Annotated in this window: 26 protein-coding genes; 6 read left to right on the top strand and 20 right to left on the bottom strand. The window is 67.2% G+C overall.

Annotated elements, in window-relative coordinates; all coding sequences use genetic code 11:
- Nucleotides 1-115: 115 nt before the first annotated feature.
- From ACNQR1_RS13420 to ACNQR1_RS13375, 10 genes are read right to left on the bottom strand one after another with little or no spacing between them, the layout of a single operon-like run.
- Nucleotides 116-919, bottom strand: coding sequence for an SDR family NAD(P)-dependent oxidoreductase (locus ACNQR1_RS13420; RefSeq protein WP_418046707.1), 804 nt, complete (start codon nucleotides 917-919; stop codon nucleotides 116-118).
- Entirely contained in the window at nucleotides 916-1,752 is an 837-nt protein-coding gene (locus tag ACNQR1_RS13415) for an alpha/beta fold hydrolase (protein ID WP_418046705.1), read from the bottom strand. Before ACNQR1_RS13415 ends, ACNQR1_RS13420 begins: the two co-directional genes overlap by 4 nt.
- A complete protein-coding gene (locus ACNQR1_RS13410; protein WP_418046703.1) occupies nucleotides 1,749-2,330 on the bottom strand; it encodes an NADPH-dependent FMN reductase in 582 nt (193 codons plus the stop codon). The genes ACNQR1_RS13415 and ACNQR1_RS13410 overlap by 4 nt, the downstream gene beginning before the upstream one ends.
- Before the next feature lie 6 nt (nucleotides 2,331-2,336).
- On the bottom strand, nucleotides 2,337-3,323 hold the full coding sequence (locus tag ACNQR1_RS13405) for a cyclase family protein (protein WP_418046701.1): 987 nt from the start codon (nucleotides 3,321-3,323) through the stop codon (nucleotides 2,337-2,339).
- A gap of 14 nt (nucleotides 3,324-3,337) precedes the next feature.
- On the bottom strand, nucleotides 3,338-4,180 hold the full coding sequence (locus ACNQR1_RS13400; protein WP_418046699.1) for a coniferyl-alcohol dehydrogenase: 843 nt from the start codon (nucleotides 4,178-4,180) through the stop codon (nucleotides 3,338-3,340).
- Nucleotides 4,181-4,196: 16 nt separating this feature from the next.
- Nucleotides 4,197-5,504 carry an LLM class flavin-dependent oxidoreductase gene (locus ACNQR1_RS13395; protein WP_418046697.1) on the bottom strand — a complete coding sequence of 436 codons (1,308 nt, stop codon included), beginning with the start codon at nucleotides 5,502-5,504 and terminating at the stop codon, nucleotides 4,197-4,199.
- Complete coding sequence (locus tag ACNQR1_RS13390) at nucleotides 5,501-7,309, bottom strand: FAD-binding protein (RefSeq protein ID WP_418046695.1); 1,809 nt, start codon at nucleotides 7,307-7,309, stop codon at nucleotides 5,501-5,503. Before ACNQR1_RS13390 ends, ACNQR1_RS13395 begins: the two co-directional genes overlap by 4 nt.
- Nucleotides 7,306-8,229 (bottom strand): 3-carboxyethylcatechol 2,3-dioxygenase, encoded by a 924-nt coding sequence (locus ACNQR1_RS13385; protein ID WP_418046693.1) that lies wholly within the window; start codon nucleotides 8,227-8,229, stop codon nucleotides 7,306-7,308. The genes ACNQR1_RS13390 and ACNQR1_RS13385 overlap by 4 nt, the downstream gene beginning before the upstream one ends.
- Entirely contained in the window at nucleotides 8,186-9,865 is a 1,680-nt protein-coding gene (locus ACNQR1_RS13380) for a bifunctional 3-(3-hydroxy-phenyl)propionate/3-hydroxycinnamic acid hydroxylase (RefSeq protein WP_418046691.1), read from the bottom strand. The genes ACNQR1_RS13385 and ACNQR1_RS13380 overlap by 44 nt, the downstream gene beginning before the upstream one ends.
- Nucleotides 9,858-10,772 (bottom strand): alpha/beta fold hydrolase, encoded by a 915-nt coding sequence (locus ACNQR1_RS13375; protein ID WP_418046689.1) that lies wholly within the window; start codon nucleotides 10,770-10,772, stop codon nucleotides 9,858-9,860. The genes ACNQR1_RS13380 and ACNQR1_RS13375 overlap by 8 nt, the downstream gene beginning before the upstream one ends.
- A 130-nt stretch (nucleotides 10,773-10,902) precedes the next feature.
- On the opposite strand from ACNQR1_RS13375, the gene ACNQR1_RS13370 reads away from it, so the two are divergent.
- The 3 genes from ACNQR1_RS13370 to ACNQR1_RS13360 are packed head-to-tail and all read left to right on the top strand — an operon-like array spanning nucleotide 10,903 to nucleotide 13,831.
- Nucleotides 10,903-11,628 carry an IclR family transcriptional regulator gene (locus ACNQR1_RS13370; protein WP_418046687.1) on the top strand — a complete coding sequence of 242 codons (726 nt, stop codon included), beginning with the start codon at nucleotides 10,903-10,905 and terminating at the stop codon, nucleotides 11,626-11,628.
- Between the two features lie 14 nt (nucleotides 11,629-11,642).
- Nucleotides 11,643-13,256 carry an FAD-dependent oxidoreductase gene (locus ACNQR1_RS13365; RefSeq protein WP_418046685.1) on the top strand — a complete coding sequence of 538 codons (1,614 nt, stop codon included), beginning with the start codon at nucleotides 11,643-11,645 and terminating at the stop codon, nucleotides 13,254-13,256.
- Between the two features lie 17 nt (nucleotides 13,257-13,273).
- A complete protein-coding gene (locus ACNQR1_RS13360) occupies nucleotides 13,274-13,831 on the top strand; it encodes a TetR/AcrR family transcriptional regulator (RefSeq protein WP_418046683.1) in 558 nt (185 codons plus the stop codon).
- Here the strand turns inward: ACNQR1_RS13360 and meaB are convergent.
- Nucleotides 13,820-14,698 carry a methylmalonyl Co-A mutase-associated GTPase MeaB gene (gene meaB, locus ACNQR1_RS13355; protein ID WP_418046681.1) on the bottom strand — a complete coding sequence of 293 codons (879 nt, stop codon included), beginning with the start codon at nucleotides 14,696-14,698 and terminating at the stop codon, nucleotides 13,820-13,822. The genes ACNQR1_RS13360 and meaB overlap by 12 nt on opposite strands.
- Before the next feature lie 11 nt (nucleotides 14,699-14,709).
- Complete coding sequence (locus ACNQR1_RS13350; protein WP_418046679.1) at nucleotides 14,710-15,870, bottom strand: thiolase family protein; 1,161 nt, start codon at nucleotides 15,868-15,870, stop codon at nucleotides 14,710-14,712.
- Between the two features lie 79 nt (nucleotides 15,871-15,949).
- Here ACNQR1_RS13350 and ACNQR1_RS13345 point away from each other — a divergent pair, with 79 nt between their 5' ends.
- Entirely contained in the window at nucleotides 15,950-16,714 is a 765-nt protein-coding gene (locus tag ACNQR1_RS13345) for an SDR family NAD(P)-dependent oxidoreductase (RefSeq protein ID WP_418046677.1), read from the top strand.
- Between the two features lie 83 nt (nucleotides 16,715-16,797).
- Nucleotides 16,798-17,583, top strand: coding sequence for an SDR family NAD(P)-dependent oxidoreductase (locus ACNQR1_RS13340; RefSeq protein WP_418046675.1), 786 nt, complete (start codon nucleotides 16,798-16,800; stop codon nucleotides 17,581-17,583).
- Nucleotides 17,584-17,736: 153 nt separating this feature from the next.
- Here the strand turns inward: ACNQR1_RS13340 and ACNQR1_RS13335 are convergent, their stop codons facing one another.
- Genes ACNQR1_RS13335 through ACNQR1_RS13320 form a run of 4 tightly spaced genes read right to left on the bottom strand, consistent with a single transcriptional unit; the run spans nucleotide 17,737 to nucleotide 21,759 of the window.
- Nucleotides 17,737-18,501 carry an enoyl-CoA hydratase/isomerase family protein gene (locus ACNQR1_RS13335; protein ID WP_418046673.1) on the bottom strand — a complete coding sequence of 255 codons (765 nt, stop codon included), beginning with the start codon at nucleotides 18,499-18,501 and terminating at the stop codon, nucleotides 17,737-17,739.
- 4 nt (nucleotides 18,502-18,505) lie between these two features.
- On the bottom strand, nucleotides 18,506-19,603 hold the full coding sequence (locus ACNQR1_RS13330) for an acyl-CoA dehydrogenase family protein (protein WP_418046671.1): 1,098 nt from the start codon (nucleotides 19,601-19,603) through the stop codon (nucleotides 18,506-18,508).
- Nucleotides 19,590-20,411: an acyl-CoA dehydrogenase family protein gene (locus ACNQR1_RS13325; protein WP_418046669.1), complete on the bottom strand. Its 822-nt coding sequence runs from the start codon at nucleotides 20,409-20,411 to the stop codon at nucleotides 19,590-19,592. Before ACNQR1_RS13325 ends, ACNQR1_RS13330 begins: the two co-directional genes overlap by 14 nt.
- On the bottom strand, nucleotides 20,389-21,759 hold the full coding sequence (locus ACNQR1_RS13320; protein WP_418046667.1) for a class I adenylate-forming enzyme family protein: 1,371 nt from the start codon (nucleotides 21,757-21,759) through the stop codon (nucleotides 20,389-20,391). The genes ACNQR1_RS13325 and ACNQR1_RS13320 overlap by 23 nt, the downstream gene beginning before the upstream one ends.
- A 141-nt stretch (nucleotides 21,760-21,900) precedes the next feature.
- Here ACNQR1_RS13320 and ACNQR1_RS13315 point away from each other — a divergent pair, with 141 nt between their 5' ends.
- On the top strand, nucleotides 21,901-22,212 hold the full coding sequence (locus ACNQR1_RS13315; RefSeq protein WP_418046665.1) for a 2Fe-2S iron-sulfur cluster-binding protein: 312 nt from the start codon (nucleotides 21,901-21,903) through the stop codon (nucleotides 22,210-22,212).
- Between the two features lie 70 nt (nucleotides 22,213-22,282).
- On the opposite strand, the gene ACNQR1_RS13310 is transcribed toward ACNQR1_RS13315, so the two are convergent.
- The 4 genes from ACNQR1_RS13310 to ACNQR1_RS13295 form a co-directional block, all read right to left on the bottom strand.
- The gene (locus ACNQR1_RS13310; RefSeq protein WP_418046663.1) at nucleotides 22,283-23,344 is read right to left on the bottom strand and encodes a CaiB/BaiF CoA transferase family protein; all 1,062 of its coding nucleotides are present in this window, start codon (nucleotides 23,342-23,344) and stop codon (nucleotides 22,283-22,285) included.
- A 73-nt stretch (nucleotides 23,345-23,417) separates the two neighbouring features.
- On the bottom strand, nucleotides 23,418-24,374 hold the full coding sequence (locus tag ACNQR1_RS13305; RefSeq protein WP_418046662.1) for an LLM class F420-dependent oxidoreductase: 957 nt from the start codon (nucleotides 24,372-24,374) through the stop codon (nucleotides 23,418-23,420).
- Nucleotides 24,371-24,772 (bottom strand): cobalamin B12-binding domain-containing protein, encoded by a 402-nt coding sequence (locus ACNQR1_RS13300; protein ID WP_418046660.1) that lies wholly within the window; start codon nucleotides 24,770-24,772, stop codon nucleotides 24,371-24,373. The genes ACNQR1_RS13305 and ACNQR1_RS13300 overlap by 4 nt, the downstream gene beginning before the upstream one ends.
- A 2-nt stretch (nucleotides 24,773-24,774) precedes the next feature.
- Nucleotides 24,775-26,376, bottom strand: a complete 1,602-nt coding sequence (locus ACNQR1_RS13295; protein ID WP_418046658.1) for a methylmalonyl-CoA mutase family protein — start codon at nucleotides 26,374-26,376, stop codon at nucleotides 24,775-24,777.
- Nucleotides 26,377-26,434: the final 58 nt, after the last annotated feature.

Raw genomic sequence — 26,434 nt, 5'->3', positions numbered from 1 at the left:
ATGACCGACGCAGTCGCCGCGCGCACGGCAGCGAGCGCGCCGACACTACGGTTTTTAGCGGGATAACCCAGTTACCGCGGCATAAACCGTAGTCTCGTCGGGGCTGGTCGGCGGGCTATTTGGGCTTTCTGACGATGACCTTGCCTGCGACGGTGCCGCCGTCGATCGGCAGAACCGTTCCGGTCACGTACCGCGAGCGGTCGGTGGCGAAGTACAGCGCCGCCTCGGCCACGTCCTCGACCGTGCCTTCCCGCTTGAGCGGACGGTCGTTGCGCATCTGGGCGCGGATCCCGGCCTCGAACTCTTCGATGCGCTCGCGCTCCTCCGGTGAGGCCGACTTCGCCACGATCGCCGTACGAATATTGCCCGGCGCGATGGCATTGACGCGAATCTCGTAGTGGGCCAACTCGATCGCCGCCGACTTGGTGAACTGGATGACCGCGGCCTTGGACGCCCGATACGTCATGACGCCTCCGCCGGCCTGGATGCCGCCGATCGAGGTCAGGTTGAGGATCGAACCGCCACCGTGCTCTGCCATGTACCGGGCGGCGTCTCGGGTGCCGGCCATCACCGCACGGACGTTGACCCGCATCACGGTGTCGAAGTCGGCGAGGTCGTCGTCGAAGAAACGGCGGTGCATCCGGCCCGAGACCCCGGCGTTGTTGACCATGACGTCGAGGCCTCCGAAGGTGTCCACCGCCGTCGACACCAGACTTCCGACCTGCTCGATATCACCGACATCGGTGAACAGGAACCGGGTGCTCTCACCGAGCTCGTCGGCCAGCGCCTTCCCACGATCCTCGTCGACGTCGCCGATCATCACCTTGGCTCCCTCGGCGGCGAACCGGCGCACCAGCCCTTCGCCCAGCCCCGACGCGCCACCGGTGACCACCGTGACTTTTCCGGCCAGTTCGTTCATTGCACCTCTTCCAGGAATTCCAGCAGTACCGCCGTGAGCGCGGCCGGTTGTTCGATCTGCGGGCAGTGCCCGGAGCCGGCGATCACCGCACTGCGGGCGCCGGCGATCTGGCCGGCGATTTCGGCGGCCCAACCGGGCGGCAGCAGCTTGTCACGATCCCCCTCGATGATCATGGTCGGCACACCGATGCGGTCATATGCCCGTTGCGCCGACGGCATCGCCGGCGCCTCCAGGCCGGGCCGCCGAAACCGGGCTGCGGCCAAGGATTCCCAGGCCCCCGGCGCGATGCTCGACTCGTACCGCCGCTGCACGTATGCCTCATCGGCCGGGTAGGCCGGATCCGCGAACAGCGCGGTGACGATGCGTCGCATCCCGTCTGGCGTGGCGTCGTAGTCGTACAACGCCGCCGAATGCTCGTTGCGCTGGATCTCCCCTCCCCCGCAGATCGCGGTGAGCGACCGCATGGGCAGCCGCGGGGCTTCCGAGGTGGCATCGACCAGCAGGTTGATCGCGCCCATCGAGTTGCCGACGAAATGGGCTCCGGCGATACCGAGTTGGGCGCAGAACCGGGCGATGTGCCGAATCCGCATCCCCCGACCATCGTTGAAATCGATGACCTTGGCGCTCTCACCGAAACCCAGCATGTCCGGGGCGAGCACGCGGTAGTGCTCGGCGACCGCGTCGATGACGCGCTCCCAACCCAATTCGGCGCCGACCCCGAATTCACCTCCGTGCAGCAGGACGACGGGGTCGCCGGACCCGCCGTCGAGGTAGCTGGTCGTCAGGCCGTCGACGTCGATGGTCTTGCGCGCGAACGTGCGCTGAGCCGTCATCGTGCGGCCCCGTTGGACCGGCCGAAGGTGAGCAGCTGGGTGGCCAGCATGTCGAGTTGACCGCGTACGGTGCCGTCGGCCAGTTCGCCTGTCTCGGCCCAGATCTTGTCCGCGGAGTTGATCGCCACCCCCAGCGGGGTGGGCCAGGCGCGCAACGCGTGCCCGATGGAACGCAACTGTCCCAGCGTCCCCACCGCGGCCTGCCAGCCGTAGGCGCAACTGATGCAGCCCCACGGGGTGTTGTCCAGGTAGACCCGCGGGTCCTCCCGCAGATCCTCGATGTAGTCAAGGGCGTTCTTGACCAGACCGGAGATCGCGCCGTGATAGCCCGGCGAGCCCACCACCACGGCGTCGGCGTCACGCAGCGCGGAGACGAACTCCAGGGCCGCCGGCGTGCGCTCCAACGAATGCGGCGCATACATCGGCAGTTCCAGGTCCGGCCCGGCGAACATCCGGGTCCGGCCTCCCTGCCGTTGCACCGCCTCCAGGCAGTACCGCACGGCCCGTTCGGTCGAGGAGTCGGCGCGCAGCGTGCCGCCCAGCCCGACCACGAACGGCACTTTCTCAGTTGACGTCATGCTTCCTCACTTGATCGCAATGGGATTCACCGGCGAGCCGACGGCGCCGGTAACCCGCAGCGGCGGCGCGATGAGCTGGAACTCGTAGACGCCGTCGGCCGCACAGTCCGCGGCCAGCGCACCCAGATCCCAGTACTCGCCGAGCATCAGGCCCATGTCGCGCAGGCACAGCATGTGCATCGGCAGGAACGTGCCCTCCACCCCGTTGGCCGGGTCCGGGTCCTCGACCATGAGATTGTCGGCTGCGACTGCGGCCACCTGGTGATCGTGCAGCCACGAGGCGCAGTGCCAGTCGAGCCCCGATCCGGGCTCCGCCCCCTCGCCGCTCGCCAAAAACCTTGTCCACCAACCTGTGTGCACCACCACGATGTCACCCGGACTGATACTCACCCCTTGCGCCCTGGCCACATCGTCGAGCTCGGCAGGCGTGATCGGATTGCCCGGTTCCAGGAACTGCTCGGCACCGCGGTGGCGCACCACATCCAGCAGCACCCCACGGGAGGTGATGCCCTTGCCGTCCACCTTGTCGATGCCGCAGTGGAAGGCACCGAAGCTGGTGACCGAATCGGCCGGGAAGCCGTTGTAGAGCTTGTCCTCGTAGTAGACGTGCGACAGCGCGTCCCACTGCGTGGCGGCCTGCAGCGGCATGACGATCATGTCGTCGTTGAAGCGGAACGGGTTGTCCACGAAGAAACCGCTGACCTCATGGGCCACCGAATTACGCAGCCACTGGGGACCGTACTGCGCCAGTGTGTTCGCGTCCCCGCCGTCCACGGTCATCACATGCGTCGGGTTCTGCCGGAACTGGAAGGCCCCCTGTGGCCCGGCCGAGGAGAAGTCGCCGCCCAGCGCGAACACCTTGCCCTGCCTGACCAGTGATGCGGCCTCGGCGACCTTGTCCGGGGTGATCAGGTTCAGGGTGCCGAGTTCGTCCGCATCGCCCCAGCGGCCCCAGTTGCGCACGTCGTCGGCGACCTTGCGAAAGTCGCTCATCGTCCCGGCCAAGCTCAGCTCCTCCGCTCGGTATCGGCAGTGTCCACTACAGCATCGACCAGGGTCAGCTCCCGCTGGGCCAGAATGCCGCCATCGGCCCAGATCACCTGCCCGGTCACGTAACTGGCGGCGGGACTACCCAGGAACGCCAGCAGAGCCGCCTGTTCGGCGGGCTCGGAGTTGCGGCCCAGCGGGGTGGTGAACGAATCGAGATACTGCTGACCGTAGGCCGAGCGCAACTGATCGAGAATGGGCGTTTCGGTGACGCCGGGCCCGGTGCAGTTGATCCGGATCCCGCGGGCGCCGAGTTCGGTGACCCGGCACATGCCGTACAGGATCATTGCCTCCTTGGACAGCCGGTAGCCGCCGTCGGCCAGCGCCTCGGGATGGTCGGCGCACCACTGCAACCCCTCATCGACCGATCGGGTCCGGATCAACCCCGCTGTGGTGGAGCGGTTTTCACGGTACCCGGATGCCGCCAGCGAAGACACCGAGGTGATCGATCCGCCCGCGGCGATGCGGTGTTCCACCGCCTCGGTGAACTGCCGCGTCCCCAGGAAGTTGATCCGCACCACGAGCAGCGGATTGCCGATGCCAGAGGACACCCCGGCCACGTTGAACAGGGCGTCCACCGGCCCGTCGACCGCACCGGCGGCACGGTCGACGGACTCCGGGTCCGCGAGGTCCAATTCGATGAAGGTATCGGGCAGGCGATCGGGCGGCCGGATGTCCAGGCCCGTCACCCGGGCGCCGAGCTCACCCAACGCACGGGTGACCTCGGCGCCGATGCCCGACCCGCAGCCGGTGACCACGACGTGTCTGCCGTCGTAGCGCACCAACTCGTCGAGTGCGGTCACAGTTGCCGACTTCTGCTCACTCCGACTTCCCGCGAGCGTCCTTCTCGGCCTGGGCGGCCTTGACCCGGCCTTCGTTGATCTCGGCCATCGCCTCGGGGATCTCGCCGGCGGTGAACTTGTCACGGCCGGTGGGCAGTCCGCCGAAGGCGTAGGTCTCGTCGAACAACGGGGCGTCCGACGGGCGGCGACGCGACTCGACCTTCTCGATCACCGGCTCCAGGCGCTTGGCCTTGTCCGCCACCGCCTTCGCATCCCGCTCGATGAACTCGGGCAGGATCTCCTTGCCCATGATCTCGATGGACTCCATGGTGCCCTCATGGCTGCGCGGGTTGAGCAGCAGGATGATCTCGTCGACCCCGCTCGCCTCGTAGGCGCGCAGGAACTCGCGCACGGTGTCGGGCGAACCGATGGCACCGCGTCCGGGACCGTAGGCCAGCGTGGGATCCTCCTTGACCGCCTCCTCGTACCGCTCCCACACCTTGGTGCGGCCGGGGGTGTGCATGCCGGTCAGGTAGTAGTGCATGATCCCGAACGAGAAGAAGCCACCGCCGATGCCGAGGCGCTTGAGTGCCTCGTCGTCGGACTTGGCCACCATCATCGACAGGTCGCCGCCGATGGCCAGGATGTTGGGGTTGATTGCCGGGGTGATGGGAGCACCCTGCTCTTCGAATTCCTGGTAGTACCCGTCAACCCGCTCCTTGAGGGCTTCGGGACCCGTGTAGGCGAAGCTCAGTGCACCGATGGCCTTCTGGGCGGCCATCTGCACCGACGACGGGCGGGTGCAGGCCACCCAGACCGGCGGGTGCGGCTTCTGCAGCGGCTTGGGGATGACGTTGCGGGCAGGCATCTCGACGTGCTCGCCCTTGAATCCGGTGAACGGCGCCTCGGTCATACAGCGGATCGAAACCTCAAGGGCTTCTTCCCACATCGTGCGCTTGTCGGCGGGGTCGATGTCGAAGCCGCCCAGCTCGGCGACCGAGGAGCCCTCACCGGTGCCGAACTCCACCCGCCCGTTGGACAGATGATCGAGGGTGGCGACGCGCTCGGCGATGCGGGCGGGGTGGTTGATCGGTGGGGGCAGGTGCATGACACCGAAACCCAGCCGGATGTCCTTGGTGCGCTGGCTGGCGGCAGCCAGGAACATCTCCGGCGCGGTGGAGTGGCAGTACTCCTCCAGGAAGTGGTGCTCGGTCAGCCAGACGGTGGAGAAACCGGCCTTGTCGGCGGCCTCGACCTCGGTCAGTCCGTGCTGGAACAGCTGATGTTCGTCATCCTCCGACCACGGCCGGGGCAGTGGGAACTCGTAGAACAGCGAAATCTTCATCGGTTTCCTCCTGGGGTGTTGCTGACGTTGTCCTGGACTTGATGGTTGGCGGCTGGTGAAACTCGTTGTGCGACCGGTTGTTCGATGCGCAGCTCGGCTTGAAGGTCGGCGATGTGCCTGGCTGCGACGTATCCGAATGTCATTGCGGGGCCGATGGTCGCGCCCGCACCGGCATAACTGCGGCCCATGACCGCCGCCGAGACGTTGCCCACCGCGTAGAGCCCGTCCACCGTGGACTCGTCGGCGCGCAGGACCCGGGCGTACTCGTCGGTGCGCAGACCGCCCGAGGTGCCGAGGTCACCGAGGATGATCTGGAACGCGTAGTACGGCGGCTTGCCGAGCGGACGCAGATTCGGGTTGGGCAGGGTCGGGTCCCCGTAGTAGTTGTCGTACGCGCTGTCGCCGCGGTTGAAGTCGTCGTCGTGCCCGCCGTGCGCCAACTGGTTGAACCGTTCGGCTGTCGCCCGCAGGTTCTGCGCGGGCACACCGATCTTGCCGGCCAGTTCCTCCCAGCTGTGGGCCTCGACGACCACACCGGAATCCAGCCAGGCGCGTGGCACCTTGCGCCCGGTGGGCACGGGGGCGAACGGAATCTTGGGAATCGGCAGGTGCCCGGCCACCACATACCGGTGGAACGAGTCGATGTCGGTGACCAGCCAGCACGGGATGTGCTCGACCCCGGACTGTTGTCCTTCGAGCATCGCGTGGGCGAAGTCCATGTAGGGCGCGGCCTCGTTGATGAACCGCTTGCCGGCACCGTTGACCACGAATTGCGACGGCATCATCCGCTCGTTGAGCATGAACTGCAGCCGCCCGTCAGGCCAGCAGATGGCCGGGAACCACCACGCCTCGTCGAGCAGTTCGGTGGCGCCGCCGGCTTTCTCACCGGCACGGATGCCGTCGCCGGTGGCCGCGGGATTGCCGAAACTCCAGTCCTTCTCCAGTACCGGCAGGTGCTCCTTGCGCCACGCCATGTCATGGTCGAATCCGCCGGAGGCGAGGATCACTCCCCCGGTGGCCCGGACCCGCAGTGGCTTGCCCTCCCTCTCGATGACCGCACCGAGCACCGCACCGTCCGGATCGGAGATCAGCGAGGTCATCGGTGCATCCAGCCAGAGCGGGATGTCGTGCTGCTTGAGCGCCAGCCGCATCCGGGCGGCCAGCGACTGGCCGATGGCCGCCATCCGGTCTCCGAACACCCTGGCCCGCACCATCCGCCAGATCAGCTTCAGCAGAACCGCCTTGCCGCGCCAATTCTGCCGGACCTGGTAGAAGAGCCGAAGATCCTTGGGGGCGAACCAGATTCCCTTGGGAGCCAGGGCCAGTGGGGCGAGCAGTTCCTGTTCGTGTTCGCCGAGCTTGCGCAGGTCGATGGCCGGGACGTTGATGGTGCTGCCCTGCTCGGAGCCACCCGGCAGTTCCGGGTAGTAGTCGGCGTAGCCGGGCTTCCAGACGAACTCGAACCAATCGCTGTTGTGCTCGAGGAAGTCCATCATCTCCGGTGCGGCCTCGACGTACTTGCGCAGCCGCGCGTCGCTGACCGTGCCCTCCGTGATGCGCTTGAGGTAGTCGAACACGCCGTCCGGGGAGGGGACGTAGCCGGCCCGGCGCTGCGACGGCGCACCGGGCACCCAGATGCCTCCGCCGGACAGTGCGGTGGAACCACCGAAATGGGAGGACTTTTCGACCACGAGGGTTTTGAGACCGGCCGCATCGGCGGCCAGCGCGGCGGTCATACCGCCGCCCCCGGATCCGATGACGAGCACGTCGACCGTTTCGTCGAACGTCGTGTTGTCTGAGGTCATGCTGCGATTCCTACCGCCGTCCTGATTGCGAATCCTGCGATCAATTCCGGTGCCGCCCGGTAGAAGTGGTTCCCGGTTCGGTACGGCCCGTTGGCTGCGAGCGCCGCGAATGCGGCCACCCAGGTGCGGATCTCGTGCGCCGAATTGCCCCCTTCGGTGGCGATGAAGCTGTTGGACCAGCCGTCCAGATCGGTCAATCGGCCCTCGTCGAAGATCTCCAGCAAGCTGTGGTCCCATTCGGGATTCAGCGGCCGTAGCGCACTGTCACCGTGGGCGAAATCCTGAGCTGCCTGGCTCACCGCCGTCTGCCGGGCCATCCGCTGTTCGGCGGTCATCGGTACCCCGTGCACGATCCGGTCCAAGGCCGCCGGCGGTGCGGTGGCCAAGGTCGGCACCGGTGGATCATGCGACAGCCCACCGGAACCCAGCACCAGTACCCGCTTGTCGAGGGTCGCCAGGAATGCACCCACTGCCGCGCCCAGTGCCCGGGACCGCGCCAGCGGTCCGAGCGGGGTGGCGACCGAGTTGATGAAGATCGGCACGATGGGGCGCGCGGTCGCTTCACCGAACAACTCCTGAAGCGGCTGCACGGTGCCGTGATCGACGTCCATGCTCGTCGAGATCGCGATGTCGACCCCGGACTCCCACACCGCCTCGGCGCACTGCTGGGCGATGTCGCCGGCGACGTTGAGCGCACCTTCGTGCGTGCCGTAATCCCCCACTCCTGCCGCGGCGGTGCCGATGCAGAAAGGAGGCATCAGCCGGTAGAAGAAACCGTTGTAGTGGTCGGGCGAGAGGGTGACGACCAGTTCGGGGTCGTAGTCGGCAACAAACGCACGAGCACTCGCGACCGCTGTTCTGATCTCGCCGAGGAGATCAGCCGACGGTCCCGGAAGATTCAGCAGTGGGCTGTGGGACATACAGCACAGGGCTACCGGCATCGTTCGCACCTCCCTCCCGAACATGCAGCACGTCGAACAGGGCGGCGCTCAGTTCCGGGGCGCGCTGGGCGATGTCGGCCCCGGCGATGCACCGGTCCGGGCGCAGCACCAGCACCGATTCGGCATGCACGTCGAACCAGGATTTCAGCGCACCGGTGCGGTCACCCACGACCACCACCGAGCCGTCGTCGTGGTCCGCGTCGTGCCCGGTCCAGAACAACTGGGTCTGTGGCCGGGCCGCGATGAACTTCGCGCCCAGGCCTTTCCAGCGCTGATAAGCCTGCTCACCGAGCAGTGCGCGCGGATTGTTGTTCCAGCACAGCACCGCGAAATTCAGCCCGATCACATCGTCGAGCAACACGTTCGACTGCTCGCGGGTGTCCACCCGCGGCTGGATGAACAACGTGCCGGCGGGAGCGTCCGGCGTCGGCGCCTTCGGGTGGTAGACCGCACCCTGGTCATAGCGCGGCATCGGCTTGAACCGCATCTCCAGCACATAGCGCTTGAGTGCCGGAACCACGGACGCACCGCGAATCAGCTTGTCCCGCACCACCGCGATCTTGCGGTTGGTAGGCGAGATCACCCGGCCAACCAACGTCGACAGATCGATCATGGCCCGCGCGTGCTTGCGGCGCTCGGTGTCGTAGCTGTCCAGCAGCGCGTCGCCGGCCTGACCGTTGACCACCGCGGCCAGCTTCCAGCCGAGGTTGGCCGCGTCCCGGATACCGCTGTTGTAACCCTGGCCCTGCCATACCGGCATCAGATGCGCGGCGTCGCCGGCCAGCATGAACCGGCCCTTACGGAAGTTCCCGGCGATACGGGAGTGGTGGGTGTAGACCCGGCGGCGGATCACGTCGACCTTGTCCGGATGCGGTACGAACGGAGCGAGCAGCCGCGCCACGAACTCGGGATCCTCGGCCTGCTCGTCGGTTTCGTCGGCATGGATCATGAACTCGAACCGGCGGATGCCGTGTGCGATCGAGATCGAGGCGTACGGCCGGTCCGGGTCGGCACCGACCTCGCTGTTCGGATGCCCCAACGGATCATTGGCCAGATCGACCACCACCCAGCGCGTCGGCGAGGTGGTGCCGTCGAACGAGACCCCCATCAGGCGGCGGGTCGCGCTGCGCCCGCCATCGCACCCCACCACGTAGCGTGCGCGCACCGTGGGGACGTCCGGGCCGAATTCGACCGTGACCCCGTCAGCGGCCTCGACGGCCGATTCCATCCGGCGGCCCCAGGCCACCTGCACGTGCTCGAACCGCTCCAGGCCGGCCAGCAGTTGCGCGTCGACGAGCGGCTGAACGAAGCCGTTGCGCTTCGGCCAGCCGAATCGGGCGTCCGGAGGCGCCATTTCGGCCAGCAGCCGGCGGTTGCCGTCGTAAAACCGCAGGATCTGATTGGGCACGGTGTGCGGAAGAACCGCCTCCACCAGTCCGATGGACTGGAAGGTCCGCAGCGACTCGTCGTCCAGACCGACCCCGCGCGGGTAGTCGATGAGGGTGTCGCGTTCCTCCACCACGAGCGTTCGGACGCCCTGGATGCCAAGGACATTCGCCAGGGTCAGGCCGACCGGCCCGGCCCCGACGATGAGGACGTCGACCTCGTCAGCCACGTTCGGACCCCAACAGGAAGTCCAGGTGCAGCCGGTTGAACGTCTCGGGGTCCTCGTACTGCGGCCAGTGCCCGCAGTCGGGCATGACCTCGAACCGGGCACCCGGGATCATCGATGCGATCCGCCGGCCCTCGCTGACATCGGCGGTCGGGTCGTCGCTCGTCCACAGCACCAGCGTGGGCGCGGTGATCGAACCGTACTCCCTCTCCCCCAGCAGATTGCGCGCCCGGATCTCCGGATCCTGCAGCGCCATGATGTCCCTCATCGCGGCGACGAAACCGGGCTGGCGGTACACCGCCTGACGACTCGCCACGATGTCGTCGTAATCCTTTGTCTTGTCGGCCATCAGCCACTTGATCCGGGCCTGCACGGTTTCCCAGCTCGGGTTCTCCGCGGCCGCCATCGACAGTGTGATGATCCGCTTCATCACCTCGGGGTCGGCCTGCGAGCCGCCGGCGGTGTTGAGCACCAGCCGGTCGACGCGGTCCGGATGATCGGCCGCGGCGCGTGCGGCCACCCAGCCACCGAGTGATTCACCGGAGATATGGGCGCGCTGCGCGCCGATCGTGTCGAGGAAGCCGATCAGGTGATCGACGTAGTGCGACACCTCCAGCGGGTGTCCCGGCTTGTCGGTGTAGCCGTGCCCGAGCATGTCGATCGACCACGTCGAGAAGTGCTCGGCATGGGACTCCAGATTGCGCACGTAGGCCTCGGCATGCCCGCCCGACCCGTGCAGCAGAACCAACACGGGCAGTTTCGGGTCACCGGCATGCAGGTAGCGGGTGCGGACGCCGCCCACATCCAGATAGCCCTGCGAGAACGCCACCCCCTGCAGGTCGGCCCAGACGCTCTCGTGCTCGGTGGCCGAAACGGAACCGGATGCCGGCCCGGCGGCAGTGCTTGTCATGTTCCCCTCTCCGGAGGTAGGGAGAATGATATTCTCCAAATTTGTAAGCACTTTGCTCATATAGCGCACATCAGCGTGCATTATTATCAGAGCATCACTCTCGCGGTTCTATCTGTCAAGGAGGGGCGCGATGCCGGCCAAGGCAACCCAGCCGCAGGCACAAACGAAGACCGACAGCACTCCCAACGGCGTGCCCGGTTCGCAGACGCTGGCGCGTGGTCTCAGCGCGCTCGCGGCCATCGCCGCGGCCCCGACCGGGCTCACCGTGCAACAGGTCGCCGACCACGTCGGCGCCCACCGCACGATCGCCTACCGGCTGTTGGCCACGCTCAGTCAGTTCCGGTATGTGACAAAAGGTGAGGACGGCCGCTACCGGCCCGGCGCCGGGCTGGCCGCGCTCGGATCGTCCTTCGACAACAACATGCGCGCGCTCAGTGTCCCGACCCTGCGGGCACTGGCCGACGAGCTCGGCAGCACGGTATCGCTGCTGGTGGCAGAGGGCGATCAACAGGTGGCGGTCGCGGTGATCGTCCCGACGCAGGTGTTCTATCAACTGTCCTTCCACGAGGGCAGCCGCCACCCGCTCGACCGCGGCGCCGCCGGGGTGGCACTGCTGGCGAGCATGCCGCCGCGACCGGGGGAACGTGAGCTCGTGCGCCAGACCCGCGAACAGGGCTGGGTGATCACCCACGGCGAGATCGAACCGGACACCTACGGCCTGGCGGTGCCCGTGCGCAGGCGCCTGCCGTCACCGCCCACCTGCATCAATCTCATCTCGCACCGCGAAGACGTCGTGCTGGGCGGCAAGGACGCGGTGGTCCGAGCGGCAAATGAACTATCGGCGATCCTGTACTGAAAGGCGAGGCGCACATGACGGATTGGGACAACGAGGTCGACGTCGTCGTACTGGGCAGCGGTGGCGCCGGGCTCACAGCCGCACTGACCGCATCGGTCAACGGCGCGTCGGTCGCGATCTACGAGAAGGCGCCCACGGTCGGCGGCACGACAGCGGTCTCCGGCGGAATCGTCTGGATCCCGGCCCATGACCGCAGTGCAGACGGGCCGCTTCCGGTCTCCGACGCGGTGGACTATCTGCAGGCCCAGTCACTCGGCTACATGGACGCCGATCTGGTGGACACCTTCGTGCGGACCGGCCCGGCGATGCTCGACTTCGTCGAGGAACACAGCGAGCTGCGTTTCGCCGTCGCCGAAGGCTTTCCCGATTACAAGCCCGAGCTTCCGGGCGGGCGCCCGGGCGGTGGCCGGTCGCTGAGCGCCGGTCCCGTGGACCAGGCCAAGCTCGGTGCCTGGCGGGACCGGATCACCTCCTTCCCAGCGGATTTCAGCAATGTCGGCATCGACGCGGAGACCCGTGCTCGCATCCATGCCGTCTACGACGATCCCGAAGCCGACCTTTGCGTCGCAGGCACGGCGCTGATCGCCGGTCTGCTGCGCGGCCTGCTCGATCGCGGCATCCAGCCGGTCACCGAGGCCCGCGCCATCGAGCTGATCGGTGATGCCGACGGCATCGCCGGGGTGCTGATCAGCGTCGACGGCGCCGATGTCACCGTGCGTGCCCGCAGTGGCGTGGTGCTGGCCACCGGCGGATTCGAATGGGACGCCAAGCTGGTCGAGGCCTACCTGCGTGGACCCATGCGCGGCGCGGTGTCCCCGCCGAACAACACCGGAGACGGCCTGCGGATGGCCATGGCCCACGGCGCCGATCTGGCCAACATGGGTGAGGCGTGGTGGGTTCCGATCGTGCAGATTCCCGGCGACACCATCGACGGCCACCCACGCAGCCGCAGCGTGCGGCTGGAACGCACCCGGCCGCGCAGCGTCATCGTCAACCGGGCGGGCAAGCGCTTCCTCAACGAAGCCGGCGAATACAACTCGATGGCAGGCGCTTTCCAGTACCTCGACCCCAAGATCGGCTACGCCAACGACCCGGCCTGGATCGTGTTCGACTCGGTGCACCTGCAGCGCTACGGCTTCCTCGGCGTCGAACCCGGCGACCCGGTGCCGGACTGGTTCTGCGAATCGGCCACCCTGGCCGAACTCGGCACCAAGACCGGCATCGATGCCGAAGGCCTGGCCGAGACCTTGAACCACTGGAATGACAACGTCTCCCGCGAGATCGACCCGGACTTCGGCCGCGGATCCAGCGCGTACGACGGGTATTGGGGCGACAATTCGGCCGCCACGCCGGCCGGCCAGACCCTCGGGCCGCTCGACACCGCGCCGTTCTACGCGGTTCCCGTCAAGATCGGCGCGATGGGCACCAAGGGCGGACCTCGCACCGACCGCGACGGCCGGGTGCTGCACGTCAACGGCGCACCGATCCCCGGCCTGTTCGCCGCGGGCAACGCCATGGGCGGCGTCACGGGCAAGGCCTACGGCGGGGCCGGGGGCACCCTCGGGCCCGCAATGGTGTTCGGCTACCGCAGCGGCTACGCCGCGGCGACGGGCAAGTCGGTGAGCTGATCGGTTACGGTCGAGTCGTGCTCGGCACCCCGCGCAGCGCAGCTCAGACCCGCATCCTCGATGCGGCGCTGGAGCTGTTCGCCGACCACGGGGTGAGCGGCACGTCGTTGCAGATGATCGCCGACGCGCTCGGTGTCACCAAAGCCGCTGTCTACCACCAGTTCAAGACCAAGGAAGCCATCGTCATCGCGCTTACCGAGCGTGAACTCGGCCAGCTCGAGGATGCGCTGGAGTCCGCAGAGGCCGAGGGTTCACCCACCCGGGCGCGGGAAGTGCTTCTCACCCGGGTGATCGACATGGCCGTATCACGTCGACGTGCCGCCAGCACACTGCAGTTCGATCCGGTCGTGGTGCGGCTGCTCGCCGAACACGAACCGTTCCAACAGTTCATCGACCGGCTCTATGCGGCCATGCTCGGCGATCAGTCCGGCGACGGCGCGCGGGTCCACGCTGCCGTGTTGTCCGGCGTGATCAGCGTGGCGGTGATGCACCCGCTGGTGACCGACGTCGACGATGACACGCTGCGCGCGGAGCTGCTGCAGACGATGCGGCGTGTCCTGGCCCTACCCGGCTGAATCTGCGATCAACTGCGCTGCGGCGCTGTACGGATCGGTTGTGCCGTCGGCCACCGCGGCGGCCAGCCCGTCCAGCTCACCGTGATTGCGCAGCAAGGTCTGGGCCAGCGACAGGATCTGGGTTCGAGCACGTGCCGTGCGGCGCGCCGCGGTGTCGGAGCGGTGGTGAGCGTCGATGGCCTCGACCAGCTCGGCCAGCCCTTCCCCTTGAGCCGCAACGAGTTTGAGTACCGGCACGGTCGCCTCGGCGCGCAGGTCACGCGCGGTCTGATCGGCACCCTCGCGGTCGGCCTTGTTCACCACCACCAGATCGGCGACCTCAAGCAGCCCGGCCTTGGCAGCCTGCACGGCGTCACCGGCTCCGGGATTGAGGATCACCACGGTCGGGTCCGCGATCGCGGCGATCTCGATCTCGGACTGACCCACGCCCACTGTCTCCAGCACGATCAGGTCGTAGGACAGTGCGGCCAGCAGCCGGATCGCCGCGGGGACCGCGGCGGCCAGTCCACCCAGGTGCCCACGGGTCGCCACCGACCGGATCAGCACGTCGGCGTCGTTGATGTGGGCGGCCATCCGAATCCGGTCCCCCAGCAGCGCACCGCCGCTGTACGGGGACGACGGATCCACCGCGAGGACCGCGACCCGCAGACCACGCTCCCGGTAGGCACCCACGAGCGCACCGACCGTCGTCGACTTTCCGGCTCCCGGCGGCCCGGTGATCCCGATGACGCGCGGCGACGCCGCGCCGAGCACCGCGAGAACCTCGTCGCGACGGTCGCTTTCGACCAGGCTCAACAACCGCCCCACGGCACGTTGGGATCCGTCGCGCGCCGCGGCGATGAGCTCTTCGATGTTGTGCTTCGTCATCACGTTTGACACTACGGCGAAGGCACCTCGATGACCGTCGCCGAGCCCATACCGCCGCCGGCGCACATCGCGGCCACGCCGATACCGCCGCCGCGCCGGCGCAGCTCATGGACCATGGTGGCCAGCATCCGAGCCCCGGTGGCGGCCACCGGATGGCCCAGAGAGCACCCGCTGCCGCTGACGTTGACGATCTCCGGGTCGATGTCGAGCAGCTTGACGGTCGCCACACACATCGCCGCGAAAGCCTCGTTGATCTCGAACAGGTCCACATCCGACAGTGAAAGCCCGGCCCGGCCAAGGGCTTTGGTGATGGCTTCGACCGGGGCCAACCCGGTCGAAGCCGGGTCCACGCCCACCGAGGCCCACGACTTGATGGTGGCCAGGGCCGGCAGACCGAGCTTGTCGCTGGCGATGGTCAGCAGCGCGGCCGCGTCGTTGGCACCGCAGGCATTGCCCGCGGTGATGGAGAATCCGTCGATCTCGGGGTGCAGCGGCTTGAGTGCGGCCAGTTTCTCCAACGTCGTGTCACGGCGCGGATGCTCGTCGGTGTCGAACAACCCGTAGGGAGTCTCGATCGCAACGATCTCCTCCTTGAACCGGCCCTCGTCGATCGCCGCGATGGCCTTGAGGTGCGAGCCCAGCGCCCACTCATCCATCTCCTCGCGACTCACCCCGGCCTTGACCGCGGCGTTCCAGCCGACCGTGATCGACATGTCCATGTTCGGCGCGTCCGGCCGGTCAGGATGGGTGGGCGGGAACCAGTTCACCCACTCCGCGTCCTTGGCACTACCGGCCGCGCGGATGAACCGGGGCGAGGTGGAGGCGGAGTTGACCCCGCCGGCCAGGATCAACCGGTCCATCCCGGCACGGATGGACGCGGCGGCACTTTGCACGGCCGCCTGGCCCGCAGCGCAGTGCCGATTGATCGACGCCCCGGGGACCGTGGTGAGGCCGGCGGTGATCGCGGCGTGGCGGGCGATGACACCGCCGCCGTACAGACCTTCGCCGAGGATCACGTCGTCGACTGATACGGCCAGGTCGGCAGGGATGTTCTCCAATGCGGCTCGCACCACGTGATCGGCCAGCACGTAGGCATCCGTATCGCGCAACGTGCCCTTCTTCGCTGTGCCGATGGGAGTCCGCAGCGCGGACACGATGACGGCTTCTGGCATTGATCTGCTCCCTGGTTTACCCGGTAAGAGAATGTTATTCTCGCAGTTAGAGAGTGTCAGTTGCAAGAAGGGGAACCGTATGCAAATCGCCGGTAGTTCCGCGATCGTCGTCGGCGGGGCGGGTGGCCTGGGTGAGGCGACCGTCCGCCGCCTGCAGTCAGCGGGAGCCAAGGTGGTCGTCGCGGACCTCGCCGACGAGAAAGGCGCCGCACTGGAGAAGGAGCTGGGGGTGCGCTATGTGCGCACCGACGCCACCTCCGAGGAGTCGGTGCTCGCAGCCATCGCCGAGGCCGAAGCCCTTGCCCCGCTACGTATCTCGGTGGACACCCACGGCGGGCCCGCCGCAGGCGGACGCCTGGTCGGCAAGGACGGTTCCCCGCTGGACCTCGAGGGCTTCAAGAAGACCATCGAGTTCTATCTGACCGCGGTGTTCAACGTGATGCGCCTGTCGGCCGCGGCGATCGCCAAGACCGAGCCATTGGAGGAAGGTGGCCGCGGCGTCATCGTCAACACGGCGTCGATCGCCGGGTTCGAGGGCCAGATCGGTCAACTCCCCTACTCGGCCGCCAAGGGCGGTGTGCTCGGCATGACGCTCGTCGCGGCGCGTGACCTGTCGCCGTTGGGCATCCGGGTCTGCACCATCGCCCCCGGCACCATCAACACCCCCGCCTACGGCAAGGCCGCCGATCAACTCGAGCAGTACTGGGGGCCGCAGGTGCCGTTCCCCAAGCGCATGGGCCGCTCGGTCGAGTACGCCCAGCTGGCGCAGAGCATCATCGAAAACGACTATCTCAACGGCGAAATCATCCGCCTCGATGGGGCGTTGCGCTTCCCGCCCAAGTAGATGTCGTCCTCCCCGCCCCGCGAGCGTGCGTGTCTGTCGGTGAAAACGCCGGTACTGACCAGCATTTCGTGCACACTCGGTTCATGACGAACGTGCACGAAACGTCGGCCCACCGTGGCGGTGCGACCGGCAGCCTGAACGGAAAGGTCGCATTCGTCGCCGGGGCCAGCCGCGGCATCGGCGCGACGATCGCTGCCGCACTGGCCGCTGAAGGTGCCGCAGTAGCCGTGGCCGCGCGCTCCGAACAACCGGGCAAGCTGCCCGGCACCATCGGTTCGGTGGCCGCCGACATCAACGATGCCGGTGGCCGGGCAATTCCGGTCGCCTGTGACGTCACCGACGAGGAATCGGTCAACAAGGCTGTGGCCACGGCGGTTTCGGAGTTCGGCGGTATCGACATCCTGGTCGCCAACGCCGGTGTGCTGTGGCTCGGCCCGGTCGAGACCACACCGCTCAAGCGCTGGCAGTTGTGTCTCGACGTCAACCTCACCGGAGTGTTCCTGGTGACCAAGGCGGCCATTCCTGAAGTGCGCAACCGCGGAGGCGGGTCGCTGATCGCGATCACCACCACCGGTGTCGACATGGTCGAGCACGGCGCCAACGCCTATTGGGTGTCCAAGGCCGCGGCCGAACGTCTCTATCTCGGCCTGGCGTCCGACTTGCGCGATGACAACATCGCAGTCAACTGCCTGAGCCCGTCACGCGTGGTGCTGACCGAGGGGTGGCAGGCCGGCGGCAGCGGGCTGCAGATTCCGCCGGAGATGGTCGAGCCGCCCGAGGCCATGGGCCTCGCGGCGGTACGGCTGGCCGGTCAAGACGCCAGCGGTGTCTCCGGTACCGTCCAGCGCTCCGAGGCGCTCACGTTCTAGTCGCACCGCGACTCCGTACCTGCCGATGACGCCGGCGCGCGTAACAGCTTGTGCCCCGTGGCATCCCGCGAGCGTGCGTGGAGTGCTGCCTCGACACGGAGTGTCGGGCAGCAGACACGCACGCTCGCGGTGCAGGGTGAGCGGTGCAGGGGGTCAGTTCTTGGCGATCAGGCCGTCCACGATGCGATTGAAATCAGCAGTGCCGAACGAGACGTACTCGGCGAGGTTGGCGTAATCCAGTGACGCCATCACCTGCTGCTCCAGCTGGATGTTCATCAACCGCTTGGTGGCCTCGACCGCCTGCTTGGGCAGGTCGATCAGCTTCTTCGCGCACGCGATCGCCTCCGACAGCGGATCCTCGACGACGTGATTGGCCAAGCCCAGTTCGACCGCCCGCTGAGCCTTGATCCGCACACCGGTGAGCGCAAACTCCTTGGCCTGCAACAGGCTGATCTGCGAACCCCATACCAGCGGGCCACCGTCGGCGGCCACCAGCCCGATCTGGACGTGCGGATCGGCGAAGTGTGCGTTCTCGGCCATGTAGACGACATCGGACAGCGCTGCCAGGCTGCAGCCCAGCCCGACGGCCGGGCCGTTCACCGCGGCGACAACCGGGATGCGGCAACGCACCATGCCGATGACGAGATCGCGGCCGTGCTTGATCGTCTTCTGGCGCAAGGCTTCATCACGCCGCAGCTCGTCGAGGTAGTTGAAGTCGCCGCCCGCCGAGAAGGCCCGGCCCGCACCGGTGATCACCGCGGCGCGCGCGTCGGCGTCCTCGTTGAGCGCTTCCCACAACCGTGCAAGCCCGACGTGCAGGTTGTCGTTGACCGCATTGAGCGCGTCGGGACGGTTCAGCGTGATGATGCGCAGTGCGCCATCTGCCTGCACATCGATTTCGTCTGGCATTCCGTACATGTATCTAGACTCCCAGCCCGAGGATTCGTGACGCGATGATGTTCTTCTGGATCTGCGATGTGCCACCCATGACGCTCTGGGCGCGGCTGTAGAGGTACGCGCTCAGCAGTTCAGGATCACTGGTGCCGGTCACCGCCAACGCGGCATGCCCGACGGACTGCTCGACCCAGGTCATCAGCAACTTGTCCAACGAGCCATCGGGCCCGTGCTTGAGCCCGTCGAGCTGTTCGGACAGCCGCCGGCGCACATGCAGACGCAGCATCTCGGCCTGCACCCCGGCCCAGGCCAGGTCTTCGGGCACCTTGCCGCCCGCGCCTTCGACCCGAGACGCCATCTCGCGCACCAGCTTTCCATAGCGCGCCGAATAGCCGAGAGTCGACGGTTCGCGCTCATGGCTGACCACCGTCATTGCAAGGCGCCAGCCGTCGCCCGGCTCACCCACCATGTTCGAGGCCGGCACCACCGCACCGTCGAACGCCACCTGACCGAATTCCGTGGTGACGCCGTTGATCATCTGCAACGGCCGCTGCTCGATGCCGTCCTGGTGCATCGACACGATGAACGCCGAGATGCCCTTGTGTCGTGCCACATCCTTGTCGGTGCGGGCCAGCACCAGGCACCAGTCCGCCACATCGGAGTAGCTGGTCCAGATCTTGTGCCCGTTGATGATGTAGTTGTCGCCGTCACGCGTCGCCGTCGTGGTCAGCGAGGCGAGATCCGAACCGGCACCGGGCTCCGAAAAGCCCTGGCACCAGCGCTCGGTCCCGTTGATCATGCCCGGCAGGAAGCGCTGTTGCAGTTCCTTGCTGCCGTGATGTCCCAGGCCGACGACGAGATAGCCGAGGCTGGGGCGCGGCGGGGCACCTGCCCGGGCCAGCTCCTCATCGACGATGACGTCGTAGACCGGCGGCAGGTCCCGGCCGCCGAACTCTTCGGGCCACGAGGTGCCGAAAAAGCCTGCGGCATAGAGAGCCTGGTGCCACTCGCCCATCCGGGCCCAATAGTCGTCGCCGGATGCCTTGAAGGACGCGGCGTTGTCCGCCAGCCAGGCCCTCAGTCGGTCCCGGAAGGCAGCTTCCTCAGGTGAATCACGAAAGTCCAAGATCGATGTCCTCCAGTCCGACGGGCCACAACTGTGTGGATGCCAGTACCCGGCGCAGGTACACATGCGCCAGGCATTCCCAGGTGTTTCCGATTCCGCCGTGCACCTGGATCGCAGTCTCACAGACGGTGCGCGCGGCGCGGGCGCAGTAGACCTTGGCGATCTTTCCGGCCCGGACGGCTTCCTCGGCCGGCAGCTCGTCGACGGCCCACGCCGCGTGACGCAGCACGCTGATCGATCCCTCGATCAGGGCGAGTCCCTCGGCCAGCAGGTGTGCGACAGCCTGGTACGACCCGATCGTGGACCCGTACTGCTCACGGACTTTCGCGTAGTCGACGGCCAGCGCGTGCACGCCGCGGGCGGCACCGACCAGGTCGGCGCTGGTGGCCGCCAGCGCGAGCGCCTGCCAACGCAGGGCGTCCTCGCTCGACAGCTCAGCGAGCTCGGCGGGCGACTCGACCACGCCCACCGTGCTGCGGGTCAGATCCACACCGGCGGTGGCGGCTTCGTCGGTCCCGACCTTCACCTCGCGATCCAGCCGGCGGGCCAGATCGTCGGCGAGCACCGGACCGAGGAAGGGCACGTCGACCAGACCGCGTCCGAACTCCTCGGCGATGATCGCCACTTCCACGCCGGAGGCGCCGTCGGAACGCAGTGTGCGCCACTCGGTTGCGGCGACCGTGCTCTCCAATCGGGCAATCCGGCCCTCATCCGACAGTTCTCCGACCGCATCCGGTCCGAGGTCGTCGGCCAGTTTCGCTGCGGCCTCTCGCAGCTGCTGCTGTTCAGACGTCAGACGAACGTCCATGCCGCTCCTTCAGCACTCGTCGCAATACCTTTCCGGAAGGTAACCGGGGTATCTCGGTTACGAACTCCACGCGGCTGGGCCGCTTGTACGAGGCCAGCCGCTCACCGACAAGGTCGATGAGCTCCTCGGCCGACACCGCAGAATGTGTTGTCACGGCGGCCACGATGGCCTCGCCGTCGGCCGCGTCGGCCACCCCGAACACGGCACAGTCGGTGACCGCGGGATGGCCGTGCAGCACTGCCTCGACCTCCGCCGGCGCCACTTGGAAGCCGCGGACCTTGACCATCTCCTTGGAACGGTCGGTGATGCGCAGGTATCCGTCGTCGTCGAGGTAGCCGATGTCACCGGTGCGATACCAGCCGTCACAGAACGCCCCCGCGGTGGCCTGCTTCGGCAGATAGCCCGCCATCACCGAGTCCGACCGCACCTGGATCTCGCCGTCCTCGCCGATCCGGACGTCGACCCCGCGAACCGGGGTGCCCACGGTGTCGATGTGGGTGGCATCGAGCGGATTGCACGCGATCACCGGGAGTTCGGTGGTGCCGTAGGCCGTCAGCCACCGGATTCCGGCCCGCTCGGTGACGGCGTCGGCGACGCTGCGGGTCACCGGGGTGGCGCACCACATCACGTAGCGCAGCGAGGACAGGTCGTAGCGGCCCAGATCGGGGTGCGCGGCCAGCGCCAATGCGATTGGCGCCACGGCCATCTCGATCGTGATCCGATCGGATTCGATGTGCCGCAGCATGGTGTCGACGTCGAAGCGGCGGTGCAGACGCATCCAGGCGCCGGTGTCGAGCACCATGGCGATGTTGAGCAACCCCAGGATGTGCGATGGCGGCGTCATGATCTGCATGCGGTCGTCGCGGGTGAAGCCCAGCGCGTCACGCCAGTGGTCGATGGCCACGGCGAACCCGCGATGGGTGTGCCGCACCGCCTTGGGCAGGCCCGTGGTTCCCGAGCTGAAGACGAACAACGCGTCGGCGTCAGGCTCGGGCGGATCGAACTGCCGGAGACCGGGCGTGATCGGCTCATCCAGGTGCAGCATCGACATCTGCGCGGCCAGCACCTCGTGGTCCCCCACCGCGTGAGCAGGCGCGGTCAGCGCCAGCACATGGGCCACCTCGGCAGCCTTCCACGCCGGGCTGATCAGCACGGCTACCGCGCCCAGACCCCAGATCGCCCGGAGCGCCACGACGAACTCTGGTCGGTTGGACGACATCATGGCGACGCGGTCACCCGGCCGGACGCCTCTGCGCTCCAACTCGGTGGCCATTCCGCTGGTCAGCGCGTCGAGTTCGGCCAGGGTGTACTCACGGTCGTCGAACGCGAGCACGGCGGCGGTGCGCACGCGAGGAGCAGTTATGGCCCCAGCCAACATGCAACCCCTCTCAGAAGACTCTGCTGCGCCCTGAACACGCCGAGAAGATACTATCACTTAACGAGAATGGTATTCTCTTCATATCAGAACGTACTTGCACAGGGGAGTCACATGACCGCAGAACCGATGACCGACAGCGCAGCGGACGGCAAGGTCACGATCGTGTTCGACCGCGAGCAGCTGTCCGTGCCGCGGAGACAGGGCGAGACACTGCTGGAGAGCGCGCGTCGGGCCGGTATGACGCCGCCGTTCTCGTGCGAGGCCGGTAACTGCGGCACCTGCATGGCCAAGGTTCTCGAGGGGACCGCCACCATGCGGGTCAACGACGCGCTCGACGACGACGAGGTGGCCGACGGCTACGTGCTGACCTGCCAGGCCGTCCCGGACTGTGACTCGGTGACGGTTTCCTACGACGAGGACTGAGCTGCGGCGGGCGGTGCCACCGGTCGATCGTGCCGCCGGTTTCTACCTCTGGGCTGCGCAATTCAAGCAGTCACGACCCTGGGGTAGAAACAGGCGAGCACTGTCCGTACTCGTCGAACACCGGAGCCGGCCGATAGTCGGGTGTGTATCCCACGACGTGCACGGGGCTACCCACCAACCGGAAATCGCCGGCGTCGACGAGCATCTCGGGCGTCGCGTCCAGCGCCTGCGGCAGGGTACGCACCGCGGCCGCCGGAATCCCCAGCGGCTTGAGCCGTGACTCCCAGCCCGCAGCGGTATCGGTCGCCAGCGCGGCGGTCACCACGTCCAGGACCTCGTCCCGCCGAGCGGCCCGTTCGGCCATGGTCTCGAAACCGTCGATCCCCGACTCACCGGCAAACGACTTCCAGAACCCGTCGTGGGTGATGAACAACGCCAGGTAGCCATCTGCGGTCGGGAACAGCTGCGCGGGTACGTAATACGAATGCGCACCGAACGGATGGCGGCGCGGTTCGGCGCCGTCGTTGAGATAGGCCGAGGCACGGTAGTTCAGCTGGGAGAGCATGACATCGCGCAGCGACACGTCCACCTGGCCGCCGCGGCCCGAGACGATCATCGCCAGCAGGCCCAGCGCGGCGGTCAGCCCGGTCGAGTTGTCCGCCGAGGAGTAGCCCGGCAGGGTGGGCGGGCCGTCGGGATCACCGGTCATCGCCGCCACCCCGGTGGCCGCCTGGATGACGTAGTCGAATGCCGGGTCGTCTCCCCCGTCCAACCCGAACCCGGTCATCGCGACACAGACGATCTCGGGGTTGAAGCGCTGCAGATTCTCAAAGGTCAGGCCTAGCCTGCGGATCACCGAAGGCTTCATGTTCACCAGGAGCGCATGCGAATCAGCAACCAGTTCGGCGAGTTTCGCTTGTCCGGCCTCCGAGGCGAGGTCGAGGCAGATGCTGCGCTTACCCCGGTTGAGGCTGGCGAAATAACTGTCACTGACCTGACGGGAGATCTCCCCGCCGGGGGGTTCGACCTTGATCACTTCGGCGCCCAGGTCGGCCAGCATCATGGTGGCGTACGGGCCGGCCAGCATGACGCCGACTTCGATGATGCGGATACCCGCCAGAGGCCCGGTCATTTCGCCGAGACTACGGGTTTGGACGTGATCGGGCCGAGAAGCCGCCACAAAGCGTAGTTTCGGCGGGGGCTTGTCACCGGACCGCCTTCGCAAGCTCGGCGATCACCTCACGGGTCCGGTACTTCGACGCGATCAGCTCGTCGCGGTTCTCCCCGATCGGCAGCAGGCGCACCGACAAATCGGTCACCCCGGCATCGGCGAACTGCTTGAACCGCTTCAGGATCGACTCCTCGTCACCCGCTGCGAGCAGATCGCCGACGTTGCGGGCCTCCCCACGATCCAGCAGTCGCTGGTAGTTGGGTGAGGTCTCGGCTTCGGCGAGGACGCGGTTGGCCCGGTCCTTGGCTTCCTCGATCTCGGAGTTGGCGCACAGCGTGACCGGGATGCCGGCGACGATACGCGGCGCGGGCTTACCGGCTTCGGCGGCGGCCTTGTTGATCTTGGGGGCGATGTGCTCGCCGATGGCCTTCTCGTCAGCCATCCACAGCGATGTGCCGTCGGCGTGCTCACCGGCGATCTGCAGCATCACCGGGCCCAGCGCGGACACCAGCACCGGCATCGGGGTGTCGGCACCCAGCACCGTCGGGTTGTGCACGGTGAAGGAATCATTCTCCACGTCAACGTCTCCGGGCCCGGAGATGGCCGCGTTCAGCACCTGCAGGTAGTCCCGCGTGTAGGCGGCCGGCTTGTCATACGGCAGGCCCAGCATGTCGCGGACGATCCAGTGGTGCGACGGCCCGACACCCAGGACCAGCCGGCCACCCGAGATGGCGTGCACCGACAGCGCCTGCCGCGCCAGCGCGATCGGGTGTTGCGCCTGCAGCGGCACCACCGCGGTCCCCAGCTCGATACGCGTGGTGTTCGACGCCATCAGCGCCACCATGCTGAGCAGGTCGAAGTCGTTGGGCACCTGCGGCATCCACGCACTGTCCAGGCCTGCCGACTCGGCCCATTGAATGTCGGCGACCAGCTTGGAGACCTTGCGGGCCATGTCGCCACGCTCGGCCCCGATCATCACGCCCAGCCTCATGATTCCGAAACCTTCTCTGTCAGAGCACGGACGTCGGTCACCAACGTTTCGAGCGACGTACCCGTCGGGAACACGGCTGCCGCACCGGCATCCAGCAGTTTCTGGACATCGGACTGCGGGATGGTGCCGCCGACGACGACGGCGATGTCACCGGCATCGGCTGCCCGCAATGCCTCGACGGTACGGGCCGTCAGCGCGACGTGCGCACCCGAGAGGATCGAAAGACCCACCAGGGCAACGTCTTCCTGCAACGCGATCGACACGATGTCCTCGATGCGCTGCCGGATACCGGTGTAGATGACCTCGAATCCGGCGTCACGCAACGTACGCGCGACGATCTTGGCCCCGCGGTCGTGACCATCGAGACCGGGCTTGGCGACCAATACACGAGTAGCCATGCTCAGAACACCACCGGCTGCTGGAACTCGCCCCACACCGACTTCAAGGTCGACACCATCTCTCCCACTGTGCAATACGCATTGGCGCAGTCGATCAACCGGTGCATCAGGTTGTCTGCCCCCGGTCCACTGCCTTCGGCGCCCCTGGCCAACGCGGCCAGAGTCTCTTTGACCGCAACGTCGTCGCGCTCGGCCTTGACCTTCGACAGCCGCTTGAGCTGCAGATCGCGACCCTCTGCATCGAGCTCGTAGGTGTCGATGTCGGGCGCCGGCTCGTCGGTGACGAACTTGTTGACCCCGACCACCGGGCGCACCCCCGACTCGACCTCCTGGTGGATCTTGAACGCCTCGTCGGCGATGAGGCCCTGCAGGTAGCCGTCCTCGATGCAGCGGACCATCCCACCGTGCTTTTCCAGGTCGTCCATGATCTCGACGATCTTGGCCTCGGTGGCGTCGGTGAGTGCTTCGACGAAATACGAACCGCCGAGCGGGTCGGCGACCTTGGTGACGCCGGTTTCGTAGGCCAGGATCTGCTGGGTACGCAGGGCCAGCGTCGCGGACTCCTCGCTGGGCAGGGCGAACGGTTCGTCCCACGCTGCGGTGAACATCGACTGCACGCCGCCCAGCACCGCCGCCAACGACTCGTAGGCGACACGCACCAGGTTGTTCTGTGCCTGGGGCGCGTACAGCGAGGCCCCGCCCGCCACACAGCCGAACCGGAACATCGAGGCCTTGTCGGTGGTCGCGCCGTAGCGCTCCCGCACGATCGTGGCCCAACGCCGCCGGCCGGCACGGTACTTGGCGATCTCCTCGAAGAAATCGCCGTGGGTGTAGAAGAAGAAGGAGATCTGCGGCGCGAACTTGTCGATGGTCATCCGGCCGCGCTCGACCACGGTGTCGCAGTAGGTGACGCCGTCGGCGAGCGTGAACGACATCTCCTGCACGGCGTTGGCGCCGGCGTCGCGGAAGTGCGCACCCGCCACCGAGATCGCATTGAACCGGGGCACCTCGGCCGCGCAGAACTCGATCGTGTCCGCGATCAGCCGCAGCGACGGCTCGGGCGGCCAGATCCAGGTGCCGCGCGACGCGTATTCCTTGAGGATGTCGTTCTGGATGGTTCCGGTGAGCTTCTCACGCGGCACACCCTTCTTCTCCGCGGCAGCGACGTAGAAGGCCAGCAGGATGGCCGCGGTGCCGTTGATGGTGAAGCTGGTGCTGATCTTGTCCAGCGGGATGCCGTCGAACAGGATCTCGGCGTCGGCCAGGGTGTCGACGGCAACGCCCACGCGGCCGACTTCCTCGCCGTACTCTTCGTCATCGGAGTCGTAGCCACACTGGGTCGGCAGGTCCAGGGCGACCGACAGGCCCGTCCCGCCCTGATCCAGCAGGTAGCGGTATCGGCGGTTGGACTCCTCGGCGGTGCCGAAGCCCGAGTACTGGCGGAAGGTCCAGGTCTTGCCGCGGTAGCCGGACGCGAAGTTACCGCGTGTGAAGGGATAGGTCCCGGGGGCAGGCGGCTCGACCGCACGGTCGTCCGGTCCGTAGACGGGCGCCAGCGGGATGCCAGATGGAGTCTCTACTGGAGGGACAACTTGCTCGCTCATCAGTGGATAACGTACTTGCTAAAAATGAGAATGCCAATACCGCGTGGTGGAAATGTGG

This window comes from Mycobacterium sp. 48b (assembly GCF_048282725.1).
Lineage (GTDB): Bacteria > Actinomycetota > Actinomycetes > Mycobacteriales > Mycobacteriaceae > Mycobacterium.
This window is presented reverse-complemented; position numbering and strand designations above follow the sequence as displayed.

What these genes read in the sequence shown, in the direction of transcription:
- ACNQR1_RS13420 (WP_418046707.1), bottom strand. Translation starts at nt 919, where the DNA reads ATGAACGAACTGGCCGGAAAAGTCACGGTGGTCACCGGTGGCGCGTCG.
- ACNQR1_RS13415 (WP_418046705.1), bottom strand. Translation starts at nt 1,752, where the DNA reads ATGACGGCTCAGCGCACGTTCGCGCGCAAGACCATCGACGTCGACGGC.
- ACNQR1_RS13410 (WP_418046703.1), bottom strand. Translation starts at nt 2,330, where the DNA reads ATGACGTCAACTGAGAAAGTGCCGTTCGTGGTCGGGCTGGGCGGCACG.
- ACNQR1_RS13405 (WP_418046701.1), bottom strand. Translation starts at nt 3,323, where the DNA reads ATGAGCGACTTTCGCAAGGTCGCCGACGACGTGCGCAACTGGGGCCGC.
- ACNQR1_RS13395 (WP_418046697.1), bottom strand. Translation starts at nt 5,504, where the DNA reads ATGAAGATTTCGCTGTTCTACGAGTTCCCACTGCCCCGGCCGTGGTCG.
- ACNQR1_RS13390 (WP_418046695.1), bottom strand. Translation starts at nt 7,309, where the DNA reads ATGACCTCAGACAACACGACGTTCGACGAAACGGTCGACGTGCTCGTC.
- ACNQR1_RS13385 (WP_418046693.1), bottom strand. Translation starts at nt 8,229, where the DNA reads ATGTCCCACAGCCCACTGCTGAATCTTCCGGGACCGTCGGCTGATCTC.
- ACNQR1_RS13375 (WP_418046689.1), bottom strand. Translation starts at nt 10,772, where the DNA reads ATGACAAGCACTGCCGCCGGGCCGGCATCCGGTTCCGTTTCGGCCACC.
- ACNQR1_RS13370 (WP_418046687.1), top strand. Translation starts at nt 10,903, where the DNA reads ATGCCGGCCAAGGCAACCCAGCCGCAGGCACAAACGAAGACCGACAGC.
- ACNQR1_RS13365 (WP_418046685.1), top strand. Translation starts at nt 11,643, where the DNA reads ATGACGGATTGGGACAACGAGGTCGACGTCGTCGTACTGGGCAGCGGT.
- meaB (WP_418046681.1), bottom strand. Translation starts at nt 14,698, where the DNA reads ATGACGAAGCACAACATCGAAGAGCTCATCGCCGCGGCGCGCGACGGA.
- ACNQR1_RS13350 (WP_418046679.1), bottom strand. Translation starts at nt 15,870, where the DNA reads ATGCCAGAAGCCGTCATCGTGTCCGCGCTGCGGACTCCCATCGGCACA.
- ACNQR1_RS13345 (WP_418046677.1), top strand. Translation starts at nt 15,950, where the DNA reads ATGCAAATCGCCGGTAGTTCCGCGATCGTCGTCGGCGGGGCGGGTGGC.
- ACNQR1_RS13340 (WP_418046675.1), top strand. Translation starts at nt 16,798, where the DNA reads ATGACGAACGTGCACGAAACGTCGGCCCACCGTGGCGGTGCGACCGGC.
- ACNQR1_RS13335 (WP_418046673.1), bottom strand. Translation starts at nt 18,501, where the DNA reads ATGTACGGAATGCCAGACGAAATCGATGTGCAGGCAGATGGCGCACTG.
- ACNQR1_RS13325 (WP_418046669.1), bottom strand. Translation starts at nt 20,411, where the DNA reads ATGGACGTTCGTCTGACGTCTGAACAGCAGCAGCTGCGAGAGGCCGCA.
- ACNQR1_RS13315 (WP_418046665.1), top strand. Translation starts at nt 21,901, where the DNA reads ATGACCGCAGAACCGATGACCGACAGCGCAGCGGACGGCAAGGTCACG.
- ACNQR1_RS13310 (WP_418046663.1), bottom strand. Translation starts at nt 23,344, where the DNA reads ATGACCGGGCCTCTGGCGGGTATCCGCATCATCGAAGTCGGCGTCATG.
- ACNQR1_RS13305 (WP_418046662.1), bottom strand. Translation starts at nt 24,374, where the DNA reads ATGAGGCTGGGCGTGATGATCGGGGCCGAGCGTGGCGACATGGCCCGC.
- ACNQR1_RS13300 (WP_418046660.1), bottom strand. Translation starts at nt 24,772, where the DNA reads ATGGCTACTCGTGTATTGGTCGCCAAGCCCGGTCTCGATGGTCACGAC.
- ACNQR1_RS13295 (WP_418046658.1), bottom strand. Translation starts at nt 26,376, where the DNA reads ATGAGCGAGCAAGTTGTCCCTCCAGTAGAGACTCCATCTGGCATCCCG.